The 21,664-nt window shown below is 70.2% G+C and carries 21 protein-coding genes and 1 pseudogene; 9 read left to right on the forward strand and 13 right to left on the reverse strand.

The window, feature by feature from the left end; translation table 11 throughout:
- Positions 1 to 106 precede the first annotated feature (106 nt).
- Complete coding sequence (locus ABGB10_RS00950) at positions 107 to 904, reverse strand: PrsW family intramembrane metalloprotease (protein WP_347658881.1); 798 nt, start codon at positions 902 to 904, stop codon at positions 107 to 109.
- Positions 905 to 1,040: 136 nt separating this feature from the next.
- Positions 1,041 to 1,244, reverse strand: coding sequence for a hypothetical protein (locus tag ABGB10_RS00955; RefSeq protein WP_347658882.1), 204 nt, complete (start codon positions 1,242 to 1,244; stop codon positions 1,041 to 1,043).
- A gap of 245 nt (positions 1,245 to 1,489) precedes the next feature.
- On the opposite strand from ABGB10_RS00955, the gene ABGB10_RS00960 reads away from it, so the two are divergent.
- The gene (locus tag ABGB10_RS00960) at positions 1,490 to 1,723 is read left to right on the forward strand and encodes a winged helix-turn-helix domain-containing protein (RefSeq protein ID WP_347658883.1); all 234 of its coding nucleotides are present in this window, start codon (positions 1,490 to 1,492) and stop codon (positions 1,721 to 1,723) included.
- A gap of 72 nt (positions 1,724 to 1,795) precedes the next feature.
- On the opposite strand, the gene ABGB10_RS00965 is transcribed toward ABGB10_RS00960, so the two are convergent.
- The 6 genes and pseudogenes from ABGB10_RS00965 to ABGB10_RS00990 all read right to left on the reverse strand — a co-directional run bounded on the left by ABGB10_RS00965 (position 1,796) and on the right by ABGB10_RS00990 (position 7,566).
- Entirely contained in the window at positions 1,796 to 2,380 is a 585-nt protein-coding gene (locus ABGB10_RS00965; protein ID WP_347658884.1) for a hypothetical protein, read from the reverse strand.
- A 224-nt stretch (positions 2,381 to 2,604) separates the two neighbouring features.
- Positions 2,605 to 3,024, reverse strand: coding sequence for an ASCH domain-containing protein (locus tag ABGB10_RS00970; protein WP_347658885.1), 420 nt, complete (start codon positions 3,022 to 3,024; stop codon positions 2,605 to 2,607).
- Positions 3,025 to 3,050: 26 nt separating this feature from the next.
- On the reverse strand, positions 3,051 to 3,851 hold the full coding sequence (locus ABGB10_RS00975; protein WP_347658886.1) for an FkbM family methyltransferase: 801 nt from the start codon (positions 3,849 to 3,851) through the stop codon (positions 3,051 to 3,053).
- A gap of 32 nt (positions 3,852 to 3,883) precedes the next feature.
- Positions 3,884 to 5,542 (reverse strand): sulfatase-like hydrolase/transferase, encoded by a 1,659-nt coding sequence (locus ABGB10_RS00980; RefSeq protein ID WP_347658887.1) that lies wholly within the window; start codon positions 5,540 to 5,542, stop codon positions 3,884 to 3,886.
- Positions 5,543 to 5,889: 347 nt separating this feature from the next.
- Positions 5,890 to 6,564 (reverse strand): annotated as a pseudogene (locus tag ABGB10_RS00985) (CDP-alcohol phosphatidyltransferase family protein); the annotation flags it as partial.
- 192 nt (positions 6,565 to 6,756) lie between these two features.
- The gene (locus ABGB10_RS00990; RefSeq protein WP_347658888.1) at positions 6,757 to 7,566 is read right to left on the reverse strand and encodes a helix-turn-helix transcriptional regulator; all 810 of its coding nucleotides are present in this window, start codon (positions 7,564 to 7,566) and stop codon (positions 6,757 to 6,759) included.
- A 131-nt stretch (positions 7,567 to 7,697) separates the two neighbouring features.
- On the opposite strand from ABGB10_RS00990, the gene ABGB10_RS00995 reads away from it, so the two are divergent.
- Positions 7,698 to 8,042 carry a DUF1330 domain-containing protein gene (locus tag ABGB10_RS00995; protein ID WP_347658889.1) on the forward strand — a complete coding sequence of 115 codons (345 nt, stop codon included), beginning with the start codon at positions 7,698 to 7,700 and terminating at the stop codon, positions 8,040 to 8,042.
- Between the two features lie 7 nt (positions 8,043 to 8,049).
- Here the strand turns inward: ABGB10_RS00995 and map are convergent, their stop codons facing one another.
- Positions 8,050 to 8,823, reverse strand: a complete 774-nt coding sequence (map, locus tag ABGB10_RS01000; RefSeq protein WP_347658890.1) for a type I methionyl aminopeptidase — start codon at positions 8,821 to 8,823, stop codon at positions 8,050 to 8,052.
- 62 nt (positions 8,824 to 8,885) lie between these two features.
- Between map and ABGB10_RS01005 the strand changes: the two genes are divergently transcribed.
- Together ABGB10_RS01005 and ABGB10_RS01010 are read left to right on the forward strand one after the other, a co-directional pair.
- On the forward strand, positions 8,886 to 9,188 hold the full coding sequence (locus tag ABGB10_RS01005) for a helix-turn-helix transcriptional regulator (RefSeq protein WP_347658891.1): 303 nt from the start codon (positions 8,886 to 8,888) through the stop codon (positions 9,186 to 9,188).
- Positions 9,189 to 9,354: 166 nt separating this feature from the next.
- Positions 9,355 to 10,062 carry a hypothetical protein gene (locus ABGB10_RS01010; RefSeq protein ID WP_347658892.1) on the forward strand — a complete coding sequence of 236 codons (708 nt, stop codon included), beginning with the start codon at positions 9,355 to 9,357 and terminating at the stop codon, positions 10,060 to 10,062.
- An 84-nt stretch (positions 10,063 to 10,146) separates the two neighbouring features.
- Here the strand turns inward: ABGB10_RS01010 and ABGB10_RS01015 are convergent, their stop codons facing one another.
- Both ABGB10_RS01015 and ABGB10_RS01020 read right to left on the reverse strand, forming a co-directional pair.
- Positions 10,147 to 11,319 (reverse strand): beta-propeller fold lactonase family protein, encoded by a 1,173-nt coding sequence (locus tag ABGB10_RS01015; protein WP_347658893.1) that lies wholly within the window; start codon positions 11,317 to 11,319, stop codon positions 10,147 to 10,149.
- Positions 11,320 to 11,628: 309 nt separating this feature from the next.
- A complete protein-coding gene (locus tag ABGB10_RS01020; RefSeq protein WP_347658894.1) occupies positions 11,629 to 12,378 on the reverse strand; it encodes a glyoxalase in 750 nt (249 codons plus the stop codon).
- 166 nt (positions 12,379 to 12,544) lie between these two features.
- Here ABGB10_RS01020 and ABGB10_RS01025 point away from each other — a divergent pair, with 166 nt between their 5' ends.
- The 5 genes from ABGB10_RS01025 to ABGB10_RS01045 all read left to right on the forward strand — a co-directional run bounded on the left by ABGB10_RS01025 (position 12,545) and on the right by ABGB10_RS01045 (position 16,865).
- Positions 12,545 to 13,471: a hypothetical protein gene (locus ABGB10_RS01025; RefSeq protein WP_347658895.1), complete on the forward strand. Its 927-nt coding sequence runs from the start codon at positions 12,545 to 12,547 to the stop codon at positions 13,469 to 13,471.
- Positions 13,468 to 13,917 carry an ABA4-like family protein gene (locus tag ABGB10_RS01030; protein ID WP_347658896.1) on the forward strand — a complete coding sequence of 150 codons (450 nt, stop codon included), beginning with the start codon at positions 13,468 to 13,470 and terminating at the stop codon, positions 13,915 to 13,917. Before ABGB10_RS01025 ends, ABGB10_RS01030 begins: the two co-directional genes overlap by 4 nt.
- A gap of 5 nt (positions 13,918 to 13,922) precedes the next feature.
- Positions 13,923 to 15,164, forward strand: a complete 1,242-nt coding sequence (locus ABGB10_RS01035; protein ID WP_347658897.1) for a histidine kinase — start codon at positions 13,923 to 13,925, stop codon at positions 15,162 to 15,164.
- Entirely contained in the window at positions 15,161 to 15,787 is a 627-nt protein-coding gene (locus ABGB10_RS01040; RefSeq protein WP_347658898.1) for a response regulator transcription factor, read from the forward strand. Before ABGB10_RS01035 ends, ABGB10_RS01040 begins: the two co-directional genes overlap by 4 nt.
- 112 nt (positions 15,788 to 15,899) lie before the next feature.
- Positions 15,900 to 16,865 carry a helix-turn-helix domain-containing protein gene (locus ABGB10_RS01045; protein ID WP_347658899.1) on the forward strand — a complete coding sequence of 322 codons (966 nt, stop codon included), beginning with the start codon at positions 15,900 to 15,902 and terminating at the stop codon, positions 16,863 to 16,865.
- Between the two features lie 50 nt (positions 16,866 to 16,915).
- Here the strand turns inward: ABGB10_RS01045 and ABGB10_RS01050 are convergent, their stop codons facing one another.
- Both ABGB10_RS01050 and ABGB10_RS01055 read right to left on the reverse strand, forming a co-directional pair.
- On the reverse strand, positions 16,916 to 20,782 hold the full coding sequence (locus ABGB10_RS01050) for a S8 family serine peptidase (RefSeq protein WP_347658900.1): 3,867 nt from the start codon (positions 20,780 to 20,782) through the stop codon (positions 16,916 to 16,918).
- Positions 20,783 to 20,952: 170 nt separating this feature from the next.
- Positions 20,953 to 21,648, reverse strand: coding sequence for a YoaK family protein (locus ABGB10_RS01055; protein ID WP_347658901.1), 696 nt, complete (start codon positions 21,646 to 21,648; stop codon positions 20,953 to 20,955).
- Between the last annotated feature and the right edge of the window lie 16 nt (positions 21,649 to 21,664).

Here is a 21,664-nt window from a genome sequence, read left to right on the forward strand (position 1 = left end):
CATTAGTCGAGGTGCCGTCCCCGTCGCAGCGGGATCAGAAGAGAGAGAAGCCTCCCCCGCCCTCTTCGCGAGGGCCGGGGGAGGCTCGGTGGCCGCCGGGCGGGGGTCAGTTCGGCTGGAGTTGGCCGACGGGGTGGTCGTTGAAGGTCCGGTAGCGGTGCAGTTCCCAGAACAGCCAGCCGATGCTGACGACGGCGACCACGACGAAGACCAGCGAACCGGTGAACGTGTCCCAGAGGGTGTGCAGGACGACGACGCCCAGGAACGTGCCGATGAACCCGAACAGCCGGCGGACGCTCGGGCTGGCCAGCAACGCCCAGAGCGCCCCAGCGGTGAGCCCGGTCCAGGCGGTGTGACCGGCGGGCGCGGTCAGACCACGGATGAACAGCGTCTGCTCGACCGCCCCGATGTTGCCCTGCGAACTCAGCAACGCGCTGAACGCGTAACCCATCGTCTCCAGCGCGGCGAACCCCATGCCGGCGGCGACGCCGATGACCAGCCCGTCCGAGGGCACCCGACGCCGATGCTGGGCCACCACCGTGAACAGCAGCACCACCGGCACGATCAGCTTCGCCGACTCCTCGATCAGTGCCACGAACAGCATGGGCAGCGTGCCGAGGCCACGCAGGGTGTCGTACTCCAAGGTGCCGGCGACGACCGTGCCGATCACACCACCGAAGAACGCCGACGTCGCCAACACCGACGCCGGCACCTGCCACCGCCCGGTGCGGGCCTGCGCGAACGTCAGGAACGTCAGCGGCACCAGCGTCGCCCCGAGCAGGATCAACGCCGGTACGAAGTTCGGATTCTTGGTGCTGACGAGGGTTCGCAGCACCGCCACATAGAGGATCAGCCCGATGACGAGCACCCCGACCCACGCCCACCGGCGCCAACGATCACGCATACCGCGCAGTGTGGCCGACCCAAGTTACGAAAGGCCAGCCCCGGCACTGAGATCCTGGCGACGTCGCTCGGAGGCGCTGTCCGACAACGCTCGGCAGGAACACGTGCGACCGCACCCGTCGCTCGGGTCGCGCAAGTCAGCGCTTCTGGAACATCAACGCTGCCGCCTCCGCGATCAGCTCGATTGCCCAATCAAGCTGCGGACACTTGTTGCGACCTCGGCACTCTAGGCATCCACCCACACGCCAGGGACGGTCGAGTGCCCGCGTCCAATGCGCGTCCAGGACCCGCTTCGCCGTGAACAACTGCGTTGCCTTGGAGATCGGCTCGTCGATCGGCACGGCCAGCACCCTCCCCGCACTCATGATTAGTCCCCACCTGGGAGGCAGAGTCCGTGCGTCGTACTCCCCCAGGTGGGTATGCCGCCGGGATCCCAGGAGTTTGCCGAAACCAGGGAACCCGACTGAGCCAACAACCTATTCCAACTTGTAGGAGTAGGTCAAGCTAGGTCTTGGAACTTGTTGGAACAGGTCCGCTTGTGATCGAATCAGGGTGCCGAAACCAGGGAACCCGCGGAGATCGACTCATGCCGACCGAGAGAGTGGACTACCGGCGCATCGCCAACGAGATCACCGAAAAGATCAATTCCGGAGAACTCGCGCCGGGAGAGAAGCTACCGTCCATACGCGAACTGGCCGATCAACACAAGGTTCACATCTCGACGATCAACCGCGTCATGACGATCCTCAAGGATCGAGGGGTGGTCGAGGGACATCCGGGCAAAGGTGTCTACGTTGCCGAATCTGGTCAATCGGATTAGGACGCAGCTCGCTCTTGGATGACCCAGATTCAGCGCCTGATCAGTGCTTGTCTTGGGCACCTCGGGAGGGAGTCACCCGTCGCGAAGTCCGGCATTGGCGGCAAGCCATTTTGGCGGCAAGGGGATGGTGTGGAACCACTCGCGCGATATCTGGCCGTAAAATGGCCCCTTGAGCACCTGCGTTCCCCCGCCGAACCGGGCGGCGGCTGCGGCAGCTCGCCCGACGTTCAACCGCCAGCCGCCCATCCCTCGGGAATGGACGATTCGGCTACCTTGAACGAGGCCCACGTTACGGTTCGTGGCTGGCATGCTACTGGTCGTCCACACCCGACCGTGGAAGTGGACTATGCAGTCGATGTTGGACCACGGCACGCGCATCGCCGGCCGGCCAAAGTCATCCGGACCGAGGTAGACGCCCTTCTCGTCAATGGCGAAGAGCAGCTCCCGGCGCGCCGCTCTGCGCACACGACCACGTGCGTCGATGAGGACTAAAGCCTCGATCACCAGTCCGATGATGAAGAACAAGTAGCGGACGGACAGGTCCTGCAGGCCGATCACCATGGCCGTGACCGGCAACAGGCTGTACAGCGCCAACGTCAGTCCGGTCCGGATCCGGCCCTGCCGAACCTCGTACGCCGAAGCTGCATCCACTCCCATGGCTAGAAGATAGCGAGTGCCGTCACGACAACATCCTCGGCTTCACGCTGTGCGTAGGCTCACCGCCGTGCGCCCGTTGCTGTAGGCAGTGCTGCTCGTTCCTTGATCGTTGGCAGCTGACCTGCTCGACACGCCGAGCGGTGCCCTGCTGAGCTGCCACCGATCCATGTGGCGATCTCGCGCACACGGGACGGTGATCGGGGCGGGGTGGACCGGATGACGGCTCAGGCGACATGCACCAGCCGGAAGCGCTCGGTCACCACCAGGGTGTCGTCGTCCACTGTGAAGTCGGGATCGCCCAGCTCGGCGCGCACCTCGGCGCTGTGCCAGAACGTCTCGTGCCCCGCCCGCCACTGCGCCACCGACTCGTCGCCCTCCCCCTCGGCCAGGGCGTGTGGCAGGTCGACGTCGGCGAGCCGGACCACCCGCACGTCGGTCAGCTCGATGGCCGCGACCCGCCGGCCCGCCGAGTCCACGACGACGGACAGTTGGCCCACCTCGGGCAGCGGCTCGTTGGCGCACTCGTACCCGATCAGCAGGCCCGTGGTCGAGGTCTTCGCCCCGGACAGGATCGCGCCCACCAGCTTGTCCCGCAGCGGCCCCGGAAACGCGAACTCGGCCAGCGGAAGTTCATCGAGGTCCATCCGCGGAGGGTACGCGACCCGGCGCGCTACGACCGGCGGCGGTCTGGTGCGACGCGGTTCACGCAGTACACGTCGCCGGAGTTCGCGCGGTGCGGCAGTGCGGCGAGGTGTGTCGCCATGTCGGTAGCGGAGACCCAGCGTTGGAACGTCATCGCCTTGTCGTCGCCGAGCGCGACGTCGAAGCCCTCGAAGCCGAGCGCGGTCAGGCGATCGAGACACCGGGAGGCGACCGGGCGCGCGATCGTGGTGAACTCGAACGAGAGTGCGGGCAGTGGACGGCTCAGACCGGCCAGCACCTCGTCCTCGAAACCCTCCACGTCGATCTTCGCGAAGGTCGGCACGCCGTACTCGGCGATGAGGGTGTCGACGGTGACCACCGGGACCTCGATGTCGGCGTCCCACACCTCGCCCTCCCACCCGCCCGCGCCCTCCGCGGCCCGCATGAAGTCGGGCGAGGCGGTCGACACGGTGGGATTGGCGGAGTTGACGTGGAAGCGGGTCTTCCCGGGGGCAGCCCCGCAGACCGCTTCGACGAGCGTCACCTGCTCGTCGTCGGCGTAGATCGCTCGCAGGGCGCGTAGGCACAGCGGCTGCGGTTCCACGGCGACCACCCGTGCCCCGAGGCGACGGAAGCTGGCGATGTGGTCGCCCACGTGCGAGCCGACGTCGAAGACGAGATCCCCCTCGGCGACGAAGCTGGAGTAGAAGGCGTCCATCCGCGCGTCGCGCTCGGCGTCGCCGTAGTAGACGTCCAGCGATCGGTGCAGGAGGGACATCGCCGGATCGGTCCGGAGCGCGGCGATCCTGGTGTTGGTGCCAGCCGTCATCTGTCTGAGTCCTGTCCGTGAGGGTGGCCGGGTCACGGCCCGAAGGCGGTCAGGAACCGGTCCCGGAAGGTGTCCATCCGCCAGACCGGCGCCTGCGGGCCCGGCTTGAGCCCGTCCTGCCAACCCCACCCGGAGATCCGGTCCAGGACGGCCCGGTCCCGGGTGATGAGGCTGATCGGGACGTCTCGGCTGGCGTTGTCGCCGGTGACCACGGTGGCGGGCTGGTGGTCGCCGAGGAAGATGAACACGAGGTCGTCGTCTCCGTAGGTCTGCACGTAGGAGATGAGCGCGCTCAGCGTGTACTCGATGGAGTACCGGTAGTCTGCCCGGATCTGGGCGGTGTTGCGTCGCCGGTCGTCGGACTCCTTCGCGGTCCCCTTGAAGATCGCCCCGTCGCCGATGTCGGCCCAGTCGACCAGATCCGGGACGGGCGTCCACGGCGCGTGACTCGACACCAGCGCGAGTTCCGTCATCGTCGGGTTGTCGTCCTGCTTCGCCTGCTCCAGGCGCCGCCAACTGGCGAGGGTGTACTGGTCGGGCATGGTGCCGAAGCTGAACTTCGGGCCACGGTACGCGAGCTTCCGGGCGTCGTAGAACCTGTCGTAGCCGAAGAAGGAGCCTTCCGGCCATGCCCTGCTGACGGCGGGCATCACGCCGACGGTCTGCCAGCTCGCCCGCCGGAAGGCACCGTTGAGGGTCATCCGGTCACTCGCCAACAGGGTGCGGTGACGCTGGTCGTTGTCGATCCAGAGGCCGGAGAGCAGCGTGTCGTGCGCGAGCCAGCTGCCGCCGCCGAACGTCGGCGAGGTGAGGAAGCCACTCTGCGCGGCGAACCCGGCCGCGCTCAGCCGGCTGGTCCCGCCGTCGAGGACCGCACCGACCTGTGGGGCGAACTCCGGGTCCTCGACGGCGTCCCGGCCGTAGCTCTCCACGAAGGAGATGACCACGTTCTTGCCGCGCAGCGCGGTGAGTAGTTGGTCGCCGGGAGTCTGGTCGAACCGGTCGTCGCCGAGGAGCGCGGCGAACTTCTCCCGGTCGTCGAGACGCAGGCGCACCTGGAAGCCGTGGCCGTTGGTCAGGGTGGTCGCGGACGTGTCGGCAACCGTCACGCCCTCGACCACCCGCACGTTGAACGCGGCGCAGACCACCCAGACGACCACCAGCGCCGCCACGATCCGGGTGGTCCCGGCGCGGTGCCGGATCACCAGCCGGCGCATTCGCCGCATCGACAGCGTGACCAGGGTGGGCAGGCCCACCGCCACCACCGCCAGGGCGATCGCCGCACCGACGGCGGCGGGTCGGCCGTACGACTCGCTGAGGAAGGCGAACCCCTCGTCGAGCAATGCCCAGTCGAGCACCGGGTCGAAGGCCCGGCTGAGCGCGGCGGTGAACCCCAGGTCGAACAGCTTCAGCAGACCGAGCAGGCCGAGGGCCACGCCGGCGAGGGTGGCGACCCACCGGCTCGCGCGAGGCGGTAGGGCCAGCAGGAGGGCGACGGCCAGCAGCGCCTCCAGGGGGATCCGCACGAACGCACCCGGGCTGAAGCGGCCGAAGTCGTACGGCAGGGTGAGCACGAGCAGCACGAGCAACGCGGCCAGGACCGTCGTCAGTCGTGCCGCGACGGAGCGCTTCGGCTGATCCTCGGCTTCGCCGCCGACGGTGGCGGTGACGTCCGGACGTTCGCCCCTCATCGCCTTCCGTCCCTGGCTCGGCATCTGACGTACGCGCGTCAAGAGCGACAACCCGGGCATCCTTCCATGATCTTTGTTGGGCGCGGCATCCGGGCGGCTCAGACGCGGGCGATCCCGCGCCGGGCCACGGCGACCGTCCGGTGTTCCGGCCAGGGCAGCCCATCCGCCCTGCCGTGGCCCAGCCCGGGCAGCCCCGCGCCCGCACTCGGGACACTGTGGCTCGGCTGACTGCCCGCGTGGGCCATCGCGCCGGGCGCATCGGCAATGCCCGAGGCGTGCTGGGCGACCGGAGCGTGCTGGTCGACCGGAGTGTCGTGGACGAGGACGCGGCGGAGAAGGCGCGTCGTCCACAGCCACCTGACGTCCCGCCCGAACGACTCGACCAGCAGCGCCAGTGACGCCACCAGCACGACGGTCGTCAGCGGGCCGGGCAACGCGTCGCCCATCGCCACTGTCAGCACCACACCCTGGATCGCGGCGACGACCTTGCGCCAGTAGCGCGGCGGCAACGATCCACGCATCCATCCCAGCACCCAGCTCGCGGCGACGAAGACGTACCGCATCGCGCCGATCGCGAGCACCCAGCCTCCCGCCGAGGGGGCCACGTACAGGCAGAGCACCAGGACCAGGAAGGAGTCGATCTCCATGTCGAAGCGCGCGCCGAGCTCGCTCGACGTCCCGGTGCGGCGGGCCGTGTATCCGTCCACGGCGTCGAGGGCCAGCGCCACGCTGGTGAGGACGACCATCAGGGTGACCGGTGCCGGCCCGGAGAACGAGTCCGCGGCCAGGGCCGTCACGCCGCCGACGAGGACCGCCCGACTCAGGGTCACCCGGTCGGCCGGGCTCAGATCACGCGCGCCCGAGCGGGACATCCCCCGGCTGAGCAGGGCGCACAGGACCACCCCGTACGCCAGCCCGGCCACCCACCCGGCCGAGCCCAGACCGACTGTTCCTGCGAGCACCGCCAACACGCCGATCTGCGCGAGCAATCCGATGACCGGACCCGTTCGAACCGTTGACATCGCGCCTCCGTGACTCTGGTGGGGTGACCCTGACCGTCATCACGGAAAACATGACCGATCGGTTCATTCTGAACGCGACTCGGCAGGGTGGCACCGATGGACGTGCCCCTTCGGGGGCCGGTTAATCGTCCACCGTGGCTGCAGCGCCGGGCTGTTGACCCGGCATCACGGGCGCGACGGTGGTGCTGGAGGTCAGCCAGCGCTGACTGCGGGCGCGCCGAGGGCGTGGAGCGCGGCGGTGGTCACCGGATCGGCGGGAAAGAATGCCTCCACGGCCAGCCCGGCGACGGTGACGTCCAGCGGGGTGCCGAAGAGGGTGGTCGTGCTGAGGAACGACAACTCCTGGTCGCCGTGGCGGTAGCGAAGTGGGATGACGACACGCGAGACGTCGTCGCTGGTCGGTGCCTCGACGTCGTCACCACTGGGATAGCCGCGAAGCTCCTCGAACAGTTCGGACAGGGCCGGGTCGTTGGTTGTCGCGGCCTGCTGGTGCAGTCGTCTGAGCAGGTGGGCCCGCCACTGCGGGAGGTTGAGAATCCGGGAGGCCATGCCGTCGGGGTGCAGGCTGAGCCGTAGCACGTTGATCGGAGGGGCCAGGAGGTGCGGCTCCGCGCCGGCGGTGAACAGGGCGACGGCGGGGTTGGCCTCGACGAGGTGCCAGTGTTGGTCGACGAGCACCGCCGGGTACGGGCTGTGTCCGTCGAGAATCTGCCGTACGGCCGCGCGTAACGGGGCGAGTTCCGGATCTGTCAGCTGGTGGCTGGGGAAGGCGGGGGCGTAACCGCCAGCGAGCAGCATCGCGTTGCGCTCGGCCAGCGGCATGTCGAGCTGCTCCGCCAGCCGCAGGATCAATTCCGCGCTCGGCCGGGATCGCCCGGTTTCCACAAAACTGAGATGCCGGGCCGACACCCCCGCCTCGATCGACAGGTCGAGCTGGCTCTTCCCGCGCGTTCGGCGCCAGTCGCGCAGCAGCTCCCCCACCGACCGTCCCGGCCTGGTCATGATCGTCACACCCTGACCCTAGTGACGACGGCGCGGCACGACCCCTTACCTGCGACGTAATCGACAACGTGGATGGGGGTTCGCGACCATCTCCTGGAAGGCGACAACCCGGCTACGACGAACGGAGAATCATGACCGCGTACGCGCTTGCTCATCTACGGAAAGCACCCGTCCATGCCGAGGTGCTGGAGTACCTGGATCGCATCGAGGCCACCCTGGCGCCCTTCGGCGGCCGGTTCATCGTTCACGGTGGGTCCGTCGAGGTGCTGGAAGGCAGCTGGCCGGGTGACCTGGTCGTCATCGAATTCCCCGACCTGGCCGGAGCCCGCTCGTGGTACCACTCCAGCGCCTACCAGGAGATCAGACCCTTGCGGACGAGGCACCTCGTTGGCGAGGTGATCCTCGTCGAGGGGGTCGACGCCGACCACAGTTCGGCGGAGATGGCCGCCGCGATCCGACGAGCCGACGGCTCCTGACGTCGGGTCACGGCTTCGGCAGGGTGAGCACCTCGGCGCCGTCGTCGGTGATGGCGATCGTGTGCTCGCTGTGGGCTGTCCGGCAGCCGGTCACGCTGCGCAGGGTCCATCCGTCGGGATCGGTGACGAGCGTCGCGGTGTCCGCCATGACCCACGGCTCCAGTGCCAGCAGCAGCCCCGGGCGCAACCGGTAGCCGCGGCCGGGTCGTCCCGTGTTGGAGACGTGCGGGTCCTGGTGCATCGTCGAACCGACGCCGTGGCCGCCGAACTCGGTGTTGATCGAGTATCCCGCCGCGCCGAGAACCGAGCCGATGGCGTGGGAGATGTCACCGATGTGGACTCCGGGGCCGGCGGCGGCGATGCCGGCGTTCAGCGCGCGCTGGGTGGCGTCGATCAGCGCAATGCTCTCCGGGGGCTGCGCCTCGCCCACGACGAAACTGATCGCGGAGTCGGCGACGACTCCACCCAGGGAGACGGCGAGGTCGAGCGACAGCAGGTCGCCGTCGGCGAGCGTGTAGTCGTACGGCAGGCCGTGCAGCACCGCGTCGTTCACCGACGTGCAGATGTAGTGGCCGAACGGCCCACGCCCGAAGGACGGCTCGTAGTCGACGTAGCAGGACTGCGCGCCGGCCTCGATGATCATGCTTTGCGCCCACGCGTCGATGTCCAGGAGGTTCGTGCCGACCACGCTGCGGCCCTTCAACGTCTGCAGGATGCCGGCGACCAGCGCGCCGGTGTCCCTGGCGCGCGGCAGGTCGGTGGGGCTCAGGATCTCGATCATGCAGCGCCTTCCTCAAACCAATAAGTATCCCGGCCATATTATCCCGGTACTAGAATCGGGCCATGGTCAGGTTGCCACTCACCCCCGCAGAGGTCGAACGCGGACAGCGCCTCGGCGCCCTCCTGCGCCGAGCCCGAGGGGAGCGCTCGATGCTCCTCACCGCGCTGGACGCGGGGGTCTCACCGGAGACGCTCCGGAAGATCGAGTCCGGCCGCATAGCCACCCCCGCCTTCCCGACCATCGCGGCGATCGCCGACGTCCTCGGCCTCTCCCTCGACGCGGTCTGGTCGGAGATCAACAAGTCGGACGACGGGGTCGATTTCACCCGAGCGGGCACCAAGGTGGGTGAACGGTTGGCCTCGTAGGTCCCGTCGCGCGGCCGCCGGTTCCACCTGACCGCAGGCCGTCTGGCCACGGCGACCACGCCGCCGACCGGAGCCACCGATCTCATGGTCTAGAGTTTCCCCCTTCGGCAGCCGCGCGCTTCTGGAGTCATCGAAGGTGGTCGTCATGGCCCCTGACCCTGCTGACGTGACCCGACGTCTGGACGCGGCGCTGGTGGGAATCGCCACCAGTTTCCGGGGCATGAGCGCCCACCCGCAGGAGTCCAACTGCGAGTGCCACTGGGGCAGCGCCGAGGAGTTGGCCCTCCTCAAGACACCGGACGTCGCGCTCGACGACGACCTGCTGCGCCGCACGTACTGGACGAACGACTGGCACCACCCGGGGCCACTGCTGCGCCGGATCCTGCCCCAGGTGACGCACGGCCTCGTCACCGGTCAGGTCGAGCCGGTGGACCAGTTGGGATGCCACTTCGGCCACTCCCGTTGGCAGGAGTGGCCCACCGCGCAACGCGACGCCGTCCAGGAGTTTCTGGACGCCTGGTGGCTGCACGTGCTCATCGATCCCACCGCGAAGGCGCCCGCCCACGAGGCCCTGGTGCTCGTCTCCGAGGCCAGCGCGACACTGACACCGTGGTTGACCACCTGGGCGAGCGTACTGACCGACCCGATCGCGGGGCATCAGCTCGTCGTGGCGACGAGCGAGTGGATGTACGACCTGCTGGGCGACGCCCACCCCTGGTCGAGCTGGCACGACGAGGACGACTGGTCCGTCGCGCTGTCGCGGTGGGTGCTGCGGCACGCACCGGCGGCGCTGCGGCAGTTCGGCGGCCCGTCCAGGCTGCACGACGACGTACGGCGACTCGCGCTGCCGTTCGCCGATCGGTGGGACCGGTAGGGCCGCCGCCGCACACGTGAGCGGCGGATCGGCAAAAGGCGCTGGTCCCGGTCGGTGAGCGACCGGGACCAGCGGGTGACGCGTTCAGGAGGCGGCGATGCCTTCCATGCCGATGCCGTCGGTGAACTTCGGCAGGCCCTCCACGGTGGTGACGAGCTTCAACGAGCCGTCCTCGTGCACCTCGTAGCCCTGCACGTTGCCGGCGGTGGCGTTCTGCACGTACAGGAAGCCGTCGCTGGTGGTCATGTCGATCGACCCGCCGCCGGTGTCCGCGGCGACGGCCTTGACGAGTTGGAGCTTGCCGTCGTCGTCGACCCGGTAGGAGCTGATGGTGGAGGTGCCGGCGTTGGCGACGAAGAAGTAGTCGCCGACGCGCTGGATCCAGCACGGCGCCTGCTGACCGTTGGGCACCGACGGCCCGATCTGGTCGAGCGCGCCGTCGTCCTCCAACTCGAACCGGCTGACCGCGTTCGCGTTGGACTCGGTGACCAGCAGCGAGTCGTCGGTGTCGAAGGTGAAGCCGAACGGACCGTCCCCCGCGTCGCTGATGACGGGGTTGCGGGCCAGCTCGCCGTGGCGACCGATCTCGTAGCTGAACATGACGTTCGCGGCCTTGGTCGACACCAGGACGAACTCACGGTCCGGGTCGATCTTGACCTGGGCCGGGGCGGTCCCGAACGCGGGCGGGTTGCCGTTGTGCAGGCCGAGCGACCGGTTGGCGTTCTCGATCCGCGACAGGTGCCCCTTGTCCAGCTTGAAGCCCTGGACCGACCCCTCGCCGCCGGCGTTGAGGACGTAGACGAGGTCGCCACGGGCCGCGATGCTGACCGGCAGCAGACCGCCGGACCAGATGACCTGGAGCTTGTGCAGCTTGGTGCCCTCGACACCGAAGACCGTCACCGTGTTGCTGCCGGCGTTCACGGCGAAAAGCAGGCCCTTGTGGTAGATCAGGGACCCCTGCGAGGCCAGCGCGTCGAGCGGCGCGCCGATGGTGAACCCGCCCAGCCCGCCGGTCTCGTACTCGCCGGCTTTGGTGAGGCGGCCGTCCTCGTCGCGGTCGTACACCTTGATGGTGTTGCCTTCGGCCTTGTTGGTCTGCACGAAGACCGCGCCCTCGTCGCCGTGATGGTGTTCACCTCCCTTGCGGTCGTCGTGGTAACCAGGGCCGCCGCCATCGGCGAAGGCGGTCCCGGGGATCGATCCGACGCTGGTCAGACCCGCCAGGAGGGCTGCCGCAAGCGCGATGCTGCGCTTCATCACTGACTCCTTATGCACCCGAAGGGAGGAATACGAATTTTCCTCTCCTTCGAAAGCTATCGGAGGAGGTAGGCGGGTTGGACGCACTTACCCTAAAGCGGTAATTCTGTGCCGTTCCGTGGAATGACCAGACGTACGCGCTGAGGTGGCATAGGGCGAAGCGGACGTTCGGCCCGTCAGGGCAGGAAGTCGGCAGTCAGGCCGATCAGCACACGTGCGGCAGCCCCGAAAGTGCTGCCTCGCCCGCCGTGGAGGCACCTACATCCCTGCAGTTGTGCGGATCCTGGCCGGCGCACGGGATGTCCGGGGTCAGGTCGCGTCCGGCCACCACGGTTCGAGGAGGGTGGGGTCGGCGACGTACTGCGCCACCTGCGTCCGCTGCTCCGGGGTCAGGGACAGCGCCTGGAGGCGGGCGCCCCACTCGGGCACCCGGTCGGCCTTGTCCAACGCGGTGGCCAGCTCGATCAGGCCGGCCAGCGCCATCGCCTGCTCGACCACCGGCGCGTCCTCGGCGCGGCGGCGCATCCCCGAGTCGAGCGCCCGGTAGGCCGCCCGGTCGTCCATCTTGAACTCGCGCAGGATCCGCGCGTTGTCGAGCACCCGGGCCAGCCCGTCAAGCTCCTTCGACCCGCCGTACTCCACGTCCTCCGGCTCGTCCCGCTGGATGAAGACGATGGTGTTGCCCGACGGGTCGACGATGCTGAACCGCGACGCCCCGGCGCGGTAGCGGGTGATCCGGGGTAGACCCTTGACCAGCACCTTGCCGTAGCTGCGGCGCATCGCCTCGGTGAACGCCGCGTGGTACGGCGCCACCGCGTCCACCATCACCAGGCACCCGCCGGACTGCTCCTTCGCCGGGTCGAGGTCCTTCGGCGCGGGGCCGTAGTCCAGTTGGAACCCACTCCACGTGAAGGCCAGGTACACGTAAGGCTTGAGCTGCTCGTAGGCCACCTCGAACCCCAGCGCCCGCCAGAACGCCAGGGTCTCCTCCGGGGCTGGGCAGTGCAGCAGCGGCACGGTGGTCTCGTTCGGTTGGACACGGTCCTCGTCGGTCGTCATCGTCGATCCCCGTCCGGTCGGCAGGCCGGCCATTGTGCCAGCACCACCGAGCGGCTTCGACGGGTTTCGTCTCCTACCCGGGGAGGAGACGCGTTCCGACCACCGGCCACAACCGGGGCTCGCGGTCGGACGCGATCGGAGGGCACGGCCGCGAACATCTACAGACATGACTACCGTTATGCGCCGGGCGACGCGCTGGAACCGCCCGCTGATGTTCCTGGTATCCGTGATGGCGGTGCTCGCCGTCGTCGCCGTGGTCGGCATCCTCGTCGACTCGCGCGTCCTCACCGGGGCGCCGATCTGGCTCAAGCCGTTCAAGTTCGCGGTGTCCTTCGTGCTGTACGGCGCGACGCTCGCCTGGATGCTCTCCCTGCTGCCGCGACGCAGCCGCGCCGTCGAGGGGGCGGTCGTCGTCATCGTCGCGGTGGCCGTCGTCGAGAACGCGTGGATCGTCGGTCAGGTGGTACGCGGGCAGACCAGCCACTTCAACGACAGCACCCCCCTGAACACCGCGCTGTTCGCGGCGATGGGCGCGGCGATCATGGTGCTGTTCTTCGCACACCTCGTCATCGGGATCGTGGTCCTGATCCAGCGGATCCCCGATCGGGTCGCCGCGACCGCCGTCGGGTGGGGGCTCGGCCTGTCCCTGTTGGGCATGCTCGCGGCGGTGCCGATGGCGCTGCCGACGCAGGACCCGGGGATCGAGGGGATTGCCGGGGCGCACAGCGTCGGTGTGGCCGACGGCGGGGCGGGCCTGCCGGTGGTCGGCTGGAGCACTACAGGCGGTGACCTGCGGATCGGGCATTTCGTGGGGCTGCACGCCCTCCAGGCGCTGCCGATCCTGGCGATCCTGCTGACCCGGTTCGCGACGCGGTGGGACGAGCGCACCCGCGCCCGGCTGCTGGTCGTCGCGGGCGGCGCGTACGGCGTACTCACCGTGCTGTTGACCTGGCAGGCCCTGCGCGGACAGCCGCTGCTGCGGCCGGACGCCGTCACGCTCGCCGCGGTCGCGGCCCTGGTGGTCGCGACAGCGACCGCCACCGGCCTGGTGCTGGCCCGCGGACGTCGCCCGGAACTGGCGCTGGCCGCGTGACCGCGACGCTGTTCTCCCTGACGTTCGCGGTGGCCGCGCCGTTCTGGGCGCTGATGATCCTGCTGCCCCGGTGGTCGTGGACCGCCCGGATCATCGCCTCGCCGCTGATCGTGCTGCCGGTCGTGGCCATCTACGCGCTGCTGGTGCTCCCGGCGTTCGGCGACGTGCTGCCGGCTGTGGCGTCGCCGACCCTGGCCGGGGTGCGCGATCTGCTCGGCACCTCCGACGGGGCGGCGGCGGGTTGGGCACACATGATCGCGTTCGATCTGTTCGTCGGGCGGTGGGCGTGGTTGGACAGCCGGGAACGGGGGGTGCCGGCGCTGGTGATGGCTCCGGTGCTGGTGCTGACCATCCTGCTCGGACCGCTCGGCCTGGCCGCGTACCTCGTGGTCCGGACCCGGTGGCGGCCGCCGACCGCCGCCACCGGCCCACAGCACCTAGGCTGACCACCGTGAGCTGGCCGAGACGGGTGTTCGACATGCGGGACACCCTCGTGCGGATGGTGCTGCTCGACCTCACCGGGCTGTGCTACCTGCTCTTCGTTCCGCACTCCACCAGCACACCGACGACGACACAGTGGATCCTCGCGGTGCTCGCGTTCGCCGTGGCGCTGGCGGCGCACCGTCGGCCAGTGGTCAACCTGGTGGCGCAGGCCGCCCTGCTTGCGGTCGCGATCGCCCTGGTCGACGACTTCACGATCAACCAGGTTGGTGCCAGCTGGGCGCTACTCGAGGTCACCATGCGCGCGCGCCGCGCGCAGGCCATCTGGCTGGCGGCCGCGCTGCTGGTCGTGGTCGACCTGACCGACTCGATCGGCGACCCGCTCCGCCGGGTCGCCTCCGGCGTCGTCGGGCTGGCCCTGGAGGTCGGCGTGCCGGTGCTGCTCGGCCTCGTCATCCGGGCCAACCGGGAGCTGAGTCGGCAGGCCGTGGAGCGGGCGGTCGCCGAGCAACGCCAGCACGAGTCGGAGAGCCGTGCGGCCCGCGCCGACGAACGCGCCGCCATCGCCCGCGAGCTGCACGACGTCGTCGCACACCACGTGGCGTCGATGGTCCTGCGGGTCGGCGTGGCCCGGCACGTGCTCACCGACCTGGACCCCCGGGTGGGCGAGGTCTTCGACGACGTGCACGGCACCGGCACCGCGGCCCTCGCGGAGCTGCGCCGGCTGGTCGCGGTGCTGCGCAACCCCGACGGGGTACGCGGTGACGCGGCGCTGACCGCGATCGAACCGTCCGCGCTGCCGGCGGCGATCGGCGCGTCCATCGACCGGGCCCGGCAGGCGGGTGTCACGGTGGAGGCCGATCTCGACTCGGCGATCGGTTCACTCGACGCGGTGCGCGGCATGGCGGTGCTGCGACTGACCCAGGAGGCGCTGACCAACGTGGCCAAACACGCGGGGACGTCCGCGCTCGCGCACCTCGTGGTCGCCGTCCGGGACGGGTCCGTGCACTGGGAGGTCACCGACAACGGGCGTGGTGGGGTTCCGGCGGGCGTGCCGGCCGGTGGCGGGCACGGCATCACCGGGATGCGCGAGCGTGTCGAGGTCCTCGGCGGCCGGCTGGAGGCCGGCCCGACGGGGACGGGGTGGCGGGTGCGTACCGTGCTCCCGGCCTCCGCCGCCGAGCCGTCCGCCCGGTCGTTACCCCGGGACCGCGCGGCGCCCGCCGGAACGCCCGCGTCGGAGCCGGCGTGATCCGGGTGCTGCTGGTCGACGACCAGCACCTCATCCGGGCCGGGCTGCGGATGCTCTGCGACGCCCAGCCCGACATCGAGGTCGTCGGGGAGGCCGACAACGGCCGCGAGGCGATCACGCTCGCCGCGCGGCTCCTCCCCGACGTCGTCGTGATGGACCTGCGCATGCCCGGCGTCGACGGGATCACCGCGACCAGCCGGATCCTCGCCGAGCGTCCCGCCACCCGCATCCTGGTGCTGACCACGTTCGGCGACGACGACCACCTCTATCCCGCCCTGACCGCCGGCGCCTGCGGGTTCCTGCTCAAGGACGCGCCCCCGACCGAGTTGCTGGACGGCATCCGCCGGGCCGCCGTCGGTGACAGCCCGTTCAGCGCGGAGGTGCTGCGCCGACTCGTGCAACGGGCGGTACACGCGCGCCCCGAGCCGCCCCGAGCGGTGCAGGGGTTGACCGCCCGCGAACGGGAGGTGCTGAACCTGGTCGCCGAGGGCCTGTCCAACACCGAGATCGGCGACCGACTCCACATCGGTGTCACCACGGTCAAGACCCACATCACCAGTCTGATGACCAAGACCGACAGCCCCAACCGGGTACGTCTGGCCCTGTTCGCTCGCGGCGTCTGAAGGTCAGAAGCCGTGCGGTCGCGCCTCTTGACGTCCCGCTGGGAGCGCTCCAAGATCAGCTGGAGCGGAGCCGCACGAACGGCGGGCCGCCCGAGGCGGGTGTGGTGGTCTGTTGCTGAGCGCATTCGGTCTGAGCGAGCTGGAGGAGAAGGTCTACCTGGAGCTGGTCCGTGGCCGTGCCGGGACCGCGACCGAGCTGGCACCACGGGTCGCGGCCACGGTGGCCGAGCTGGACCACGCGCTCGACGCGCTCGCCCGGGCCGGGCTGGTACGCGTGGTCGCCGGCCGCGCCGGTGCCGCCCCGCCGGACCTGGCCATCGAGTCGCTGCTCAACCAGCGGATGCGCGAGCTTCAGGAGGCGCGCGTCGGCCTGTGGGACTGGTTGCGGCAGCAACGCCCGGCGGACCCGATGGGCCAGGATGTCCAGCTGGTCGTCGGCGTTCCCGCGATCATGCAGGCGTTCGACCAGTTCCTGCGCGGGGCGCAGGAGGAGGTGCTCGGCTTCGACCGCCCGCCGTACGCGGCCGTGCTGCAGGACAACCCGACCGAGGTCGAGATGCTCGGCCAGGGCGTCGCCTTTCGCGTCGTGTACGACCGGCGAGGGCTGGAACGGCCGGGTGCGGCGGCCCACATCGGCCGGTTCGTCGCGGCCGGTGAACAGGCACGGGTCGCTGCGAACGTGCCGGGTAAGCTCGCCGTCGCCGACCGCCGGGTCGCGCTGATCTCCTTTCCCGCGCGCGCCGAGAGCGTCGACCCCTGGGCGCTCGTGGTCCGTGGCACCACCTGGGTGGAGGTGCTCGTGGCGCTGTTCACCGAGGTGTGGGACCGGGCCACGCCGCTGCGGCTCGCCCCGGCCACCGAGGTCGTCGACGACGTCGAGCGGCAGAGCACGCCCACCCCCGTCGACCGGCAGATCCTGTCGCTGCTGATGACCGGGTTGCCGGACAAGGCGGTCGCCTCCCAGTTGGGCATCTCGCTGCGTACGGTGCAGCGGCGGTTGCGACAGTTGATGGACTCGACCGGAAGCGCCACCCGGATGCAGCTCGGCTGGTTCATCGCCCGCAACGACTGGCTCTGAACCGATAGTGGGGGCCTGCCGACACTGGCGGTGTCGGCAGGCCCCGATCTTCACTTCGTGACCGTCACCGACACGGTGATCGGGGTGGACGCCCCCTTTGCACCGTTGTTGGTGACCAGCAGCGTGGCGACGTACGTGCCCGGTGCCAGGCCGGTGGTGTCCACGGTGATGGTCAGCACGCCCTTCGCCCCCGCCGGCACCTCGCCGGAGGTGGCGGCGGACAGCCACGCCACGTCGCTGTACGCGGGCAGCGAGCCGTCGACGTGGTAGACCTTGCCGCCGTACGGCCGGCCGGTCGCGTTGCCGAGCACCCACAGGTTGCCCTGCTCGTCCAGGTCCAGCCCGGCCCCGCTGAGCGGGTTCGGGTCGGGGTCGGGCACCGAGGCGAGCGGCTGGCAGGTGGCCGGGTCGAGCGCCCAGATCGACTCCTTGGAGTCCTGGTTGATGCCCCACAACACGTTGTGTTCCTCGTTGAGGGCCAGGCCGGTCATCCACGGGATGGGCGGGGTGCACTCCCCCAGCACCGAACCGGGCTGCGGGTGAGACAGTCCGGCGAGGTGCCGGATGCGGTTGTCGCCGCTGAGGTAGAAGGTGTCGTCCGAGGCGCGGTACGCGAGCCCGTAGTAGAGCTTGCCGGCCCACGGCCCGGTGATGGTCTCCTTCACCTCCAGGGTGTCCGGGTCGAAGCACACGATCGGCAGGTCCCCGATGAACGACATCTTCGGCGCGCACATCAGGTCCCGGCTCGGCACGTACGCCATGTCCGAGGGCCAGCCGTCGATCGGCAGCACACCCTTGCCCAGTGACCGGCCGTCCGTGCTGAAGCGCTGCATCTGGCCGAACAGGTACGAGTTGGAGACGATCAACTCGCCGTTGCGGTAGCCGACGCCGTAGGCGTTGTAGAGCTCCTTGAGCGGGAACGAGCTGAGCTGCCGGCCGGGGACGCCGGTCGGCGGGGTGGGCGAGTTGATCTCCCGGGCCAGCCAGGTGGCCGGCAGGTCGCCCCGGTTGGTCAGGGTCACCGTCGCGGTCCGGGTCACCCCGGCCCGGGCGGTCACCGAGACCGCGTTCCTGTTGGCCAGCAGCAGCGGCGTACGCAGCGCCAGATCGTGCGTGACGACCGTCGACTCGACCACGCCGACGGTGCTCGCCGGCAGGTCGTAGCCCGGCTGCAGAGCGGTCACCGTGACCGGCCCGGCCGGTGCCTCCACCTGGTAGAAGCCGTCGGCGTCGGTGGTCGCGGTGATCGGCTGCGGTGCGTCCGGCGACTCGACCCGTACCGTCGCGCCGGCCAGCGGCTGACGGTCGTTCGCGTCCCGCACCGTGCCCCGCACCAGGCCACGACCGGCCACCCGGAAGGTGATCGCGTCGGCCGCGTCGAGCACCTGCTCGTCCCGCGAGTACGTCAGCGCGTCGCGGCCGGCGGCGTCCTCGATGCCGACGGTCGCCGAACCGCCGGTCCCCGCCGCCGTGGCGGCGAGCTTGCGGTACTGGATGGTGACGGTGCCGTTCTCGCCGAGGCGCACCTGGACGTCGACCCGGGTCTTCGGTGCGCTCTTCAGCGCGGCCCGGTTCCAAGTGACCACGACCTGTCGGGCCGTGCCGGTGCCGGACACCTTGGTACGCACCGTCGAGGCGTGGTCCAGGACCAGGTCGTCCCAGAACGCGTAGACGGCCGGCGCCGAGACCGCCGGGGCGGGCAGCGGCCCGTTGTCGCCGACCGAGGTGGTCGCGTCAGCGCCGAAGGTCAGGTAACCATCGGTGTGCACGGTGAGCTGACGGTAGGTGCTGCCGTAGAACGTCATCGGGAACGGCAGGTCGACGGCCCGGCTCGCGGTGTCGCCGGTGAGGGCCAGCACGCTGCCGCCGTCGGCCCACTCCGCGGTGGCCGTCCCCGCCCGGTAGCCGTGCCGGTCGGTCTTCGCGGCGAGCGCCACGTCCACCGTCTCCGGTCCGTCGACGGTCAGCGCGACGGTCTTCGGTGCCAGCCACCGGCCGTACTCGACCAGCAGGTCGTAGTCGGCCTCGGGCAGCATCCCGGTGTAGTGACCGTCGGCGTTGGTGACGAACGCCGGGAACGTCTCCCCGGCGAGCGCCAACCGGGCACCCACCACCGGCCTGCCCGCCGGGTCGGTGACCCGGCCCTGGATCGCCTGCCACGGCGCGGGCTCGGACAGGTCCAGCGTCAGGTTGGTGGTGCCGCTGGTCGAGACGGTGATGGTCTGCCGTACGGTGCGCCGCGCGAAGAACGACGCGGTCAGCGTGTACTCCCCGGCCGGGACCCGACCAAGCTGGACCGTGCCGCGCGCGTCGGTGCGGGCGGTGCGGGTGACCAGGGCGGAGGTCAGGGTGATCTCCGCCCCGGAGAGCACGGTGCCGTTCAGGTTCGCGTGCACCACGACGCCGCCGAGCTGCGCCGTGGATGCCTGGGTCACCAGGTCGTACGCGTCGAGGCGACCCTCGCCGTAGACGTTGTTGTCGGCCGGGGTGCCACCACACTGCAGGTCGTTGACGTCGTGCGCGGTGCGGTCCAGCAGCTCGCGGGTGGTTGCCAGGTCGCGGCGCAGGTTCGGCACGGCCGACCAGGCCAGGGCGACCGCGCCGGCGACGTGTGGGGCGGCCATGGAGGTGCCGTCGCTCATGCCCCAGTCGCTGCCCGGCACGGAGGAGAGGATGCCCACCCCAGGGGCGGTGATGTCCGGCCGTACCGTGTCCTCGCGGCCCGGACCACGGCTGGAGAAGTCGGCGATCGTACCGGTGGCGCTGGTCGCGCCGACGGCGTACGCCAGCGGGTTGGTGGCCGGGTGGCCCGCCGAGCCGCACGGCTCAGGCAGCTCCTTGGCCTCGTTGCCGACCGCGAAGACCGGGAAGATGCCGGCGGCGACCCAGGAGTCGATGATGGTGTCGTAGAAGGTGGGGTCACCGTCGTGGCCGCCCCAGGAGTTGTTGATGATGTCCGGCGCGAGGTCCGGGCGGGGGTTCTCGCCGTTGCGGTCGGTCGGCGCGAGCATCCACTGGCCGGCCGCGAGCAAGGCGCTGTTGCTGCAGTAGTTGGCCTCGCACCCCTTGGCCGCGATCCAGCTGGCACCCGGGGCCACACCGGTGATCCGCCCGTCGCCGTCGTCGCCGACCATCGTGCCGACCGTGTGGGTGCCGTGCCCGTAGTTGTCGCAGGGCGTCGACGGCAGGCAGATCCCGGTCGGGTCGTACCAGTTGTAGTCGTGTGTGAAGGTGCCGTCACCGTCGTTGCCACGGTACTGGCGGACCAGGGCCGGGTGGTCGTACTGGACACCTGAGTCGACGCTGCCGACGACGATGCCCTCGCCGCGGGTGCCGTACTCGCGCCAGACCTTGTCGGCTGCGAGCGAGGTGAGGTTCCACGGCAGCTGCGGGTTGTCGGCCGAGGCGCCGGCGGTGCGGACCGGCTCCGCGAGCTTGGTCCCACCGATCGCGGTGATCCGCGCGACGTCGGCCCGGCCGGCCAGTTCGGTCATCAGCTTCAGGTCGCCGGTGACCTCGATGATGTTCGCGATCCAGTACGGGGTGAAGTCGGCGTGCCGGTTGCGCAGCAGGGAACGGAGCCCGCGCTGGGTCTTCTCGGCGTGGGCCAGCTTGGTCTCGTAGACCCGGGTGGTGCGGGCGACCCGCCCGGCCCGGCCACCGGCGGCCCGTTCGACCCGGTCCAGGTCGCTCTGGTTCAGCGTGGCTTCGTCGGTCAGCTCGACGAAGAAGCCGACGTTGGTGCCGGCACGGGCCGAAGCGAGCACGCGCGGGTCCACCTTGCGCAGTGGGTCGACAGCGCCGTTGCTCGGCGCGGGCGCGGCCACGGCGGCGCCGGTCGGCAGTGCGAGCACGATGGCCAGCGCCGCACCCACGGCGCCCATGGCTCGACGTGTCCGCTGTCTGGGTCTGAGCATGAAGTACGTCCCCTCCCTCGGGCGGTCGCCCGGGAGGGCCGACACCGCCGTCGCCGATTCTCAGGCGACGGGCATCCGGTTGAACCACGTGATCACTGGCGGAGCACGGACATGGCGGGTCTCCGCCATCCCGCGTTGGTCGGACCGACACCGGCACGCCACCACAACGGTCAGGCCCGCATCCGCGCGGACACCGCGATGACGAGCACCAGCGGCACGATCAGCAGGGCCGGGGCCACGACCGGCAGGTGCAGGGCGACCAGCGCGCCGACCGCCGCGCCGACCATGAGGGCCAGCAGGACCTGGGCCTTGGGGCGCAGGCTGCCCCACGGGCTGCGCGCGGCGACGCCGGCGATCAGGCTGGTGAGCGTGCCGGTCAGGTACGTGGAGGAGAGCCCGGGTACGCCGAATCGTTGGATCGCGCTGCTCTGGACGCCCAGCGCGACCGCGGACAGCATGAGCAGCGCGAGGTGGACACGCGCGTCGGGGGCGTGCAGCGTGACTTCCCAGACGACGAGGAACACGGCGAACACCACCAGTTCCAGGACCAGCGCCCAGGTGACCCGTCGTGGCCAGACCGGGTCGTCCGGTTGTGCCGAGCCGACGACGCGGGCACCCGCGAGAACTCCGGCGATGAAGCTGACGATGGCGCAGCCCGACGTCAGAGCCAGTTCGGCGTCGCCCCGGCCGGCCGAGAGTCCGAGCAGGACCATGTTGCCGGTCATCACGCTGGCGAAGGCGCCGCCGAGGGAGAGGAACCCGAGGGCGTCCGCGCTGCCGGTCAGGAAGGTGAGCACGACGACGAGCGCGTGCCGTCGGCGCAGGAGACGTGGGTCCTGCTGAGTTGCGAGGTCGGGCGGGGTCACGCGGGGGACTGTGCTC

It is taken from the genome of Micromonospora sp. B9E7, from assembly GCF_039871815.1.
GTDB lineage: Bacteria > Actinomycetota > Actinomycetes > Mycobacteriales > Micromonosporaceae > Micromonospora.

What these genes read in the sequence shown, in the direction of transcription:
- ABGB10_RS00990 (WP_347658888.1), bottom strand. Translation starts at nt 7,566, where the DNA reads ATGACCAGGCCGGGACGGTCGGTGGGGGAGCTGCTGCGCGACTGGCGC.
- ABGB10_RS00970 (WP_347658885.1), bottom strand. Translation starts at nt 3,024, where the DNA reads ATGGACCTCGATGAACTTCCGCTGGCCGAGTTCGCGTTTCCGGGGCCG.
- ABGB10_RS01015 (WP_347658893.1), bottom strand. Translation starts at nt 11,319, where the DNA reads ATGAAGCGCAGCATCGCGCTTGCGGCAGCCCTCCTGGCGGGTCTGACC.
- ABGB10_RS01020 (WP_347658894.1), bottom strand. Translation starts at nt 12,378, where the DNA reads ATGACGACCGACGAGGACCGTGTCCAACCGAACGAGACCACCGTGCCG.
- ABGB10_RS01025 (WP_347658895.1), top strand. Translation starts at nt 12,545, where the DNA reads ATGACTACCGTTATGCGCCGGGCGACGCGCTGGAACCGCCCGCTGATG.
- ABGB10_RS00960 (WP_347658883.1), top strand. Translation starts at nt 1,490, where the DNA reads ATGCCGACCGAGAGAGTGGACTACCGGCGCATCGCCAACGAGATCACC.
- ABGB10_RS00950 (WP_347658881.1), bottom strand. Translation starts at nt 904, where the DNA reads ATGCGTGATCGTTGGCGCCGGTGGGCGTGGGTCGGGGTGCTCGTCATC.
- ABGB10_RS00965 (WP_347658884.1), bottom strand. Translation starts at nt 2,380, where the DNA reads ATGGGAGTGGATGCAGCTTCGGCGTACGAGGTTCGGCAGGGCCGGATC.
- map (WP_347658890.1), bottom strand. Translation starts at nt 8,823, where the DNA reads ATGATCGAGATCCTGAGCCCCACCGACCTGCCGCGCGCCAGGGACACC.
- ABGB10_RS01050 (WP_347658900.1), bottom strand. Translation starts at nt 20,782, where the DNA reads ATGCTCAGACCCAGACAGCGGACACGTCGAGCCATGGGCGCCGTGGGT.
- ABGB10_RS00975 (WP_347658886.1), bottom strand. Translation starts at nt 3,851, where the DNA reads ATGACGGCTGGCACCAACACCAGGATCGCCGCGCTCCGGACCGATCCG.
- ABGB10_RS00980 (WP_347658887.1), bottom strand. Translation starts at nt 5,542, where the DNA reads ATGAGGGGCGAACGTCCGGACGTCACCGCCACCGTCGGCGGCGAAGCC.
- ABGB10_RS01005 (WP_347658891.1), top strand. Translation starts at nt 8,886, where the DNA reads ATGGTCAGGTTGCCACTCACCCCCGCAGAGGTCGAACGCGGACAGCGC.
- ABGB10_RS00995 (WP_347658889.1), top strand. Translation starts at nt 7,698, where the DNA reads ATGACCGCGTACGCGCTTGCTCATCTACGGAAAGCACCCGTCCATGCC.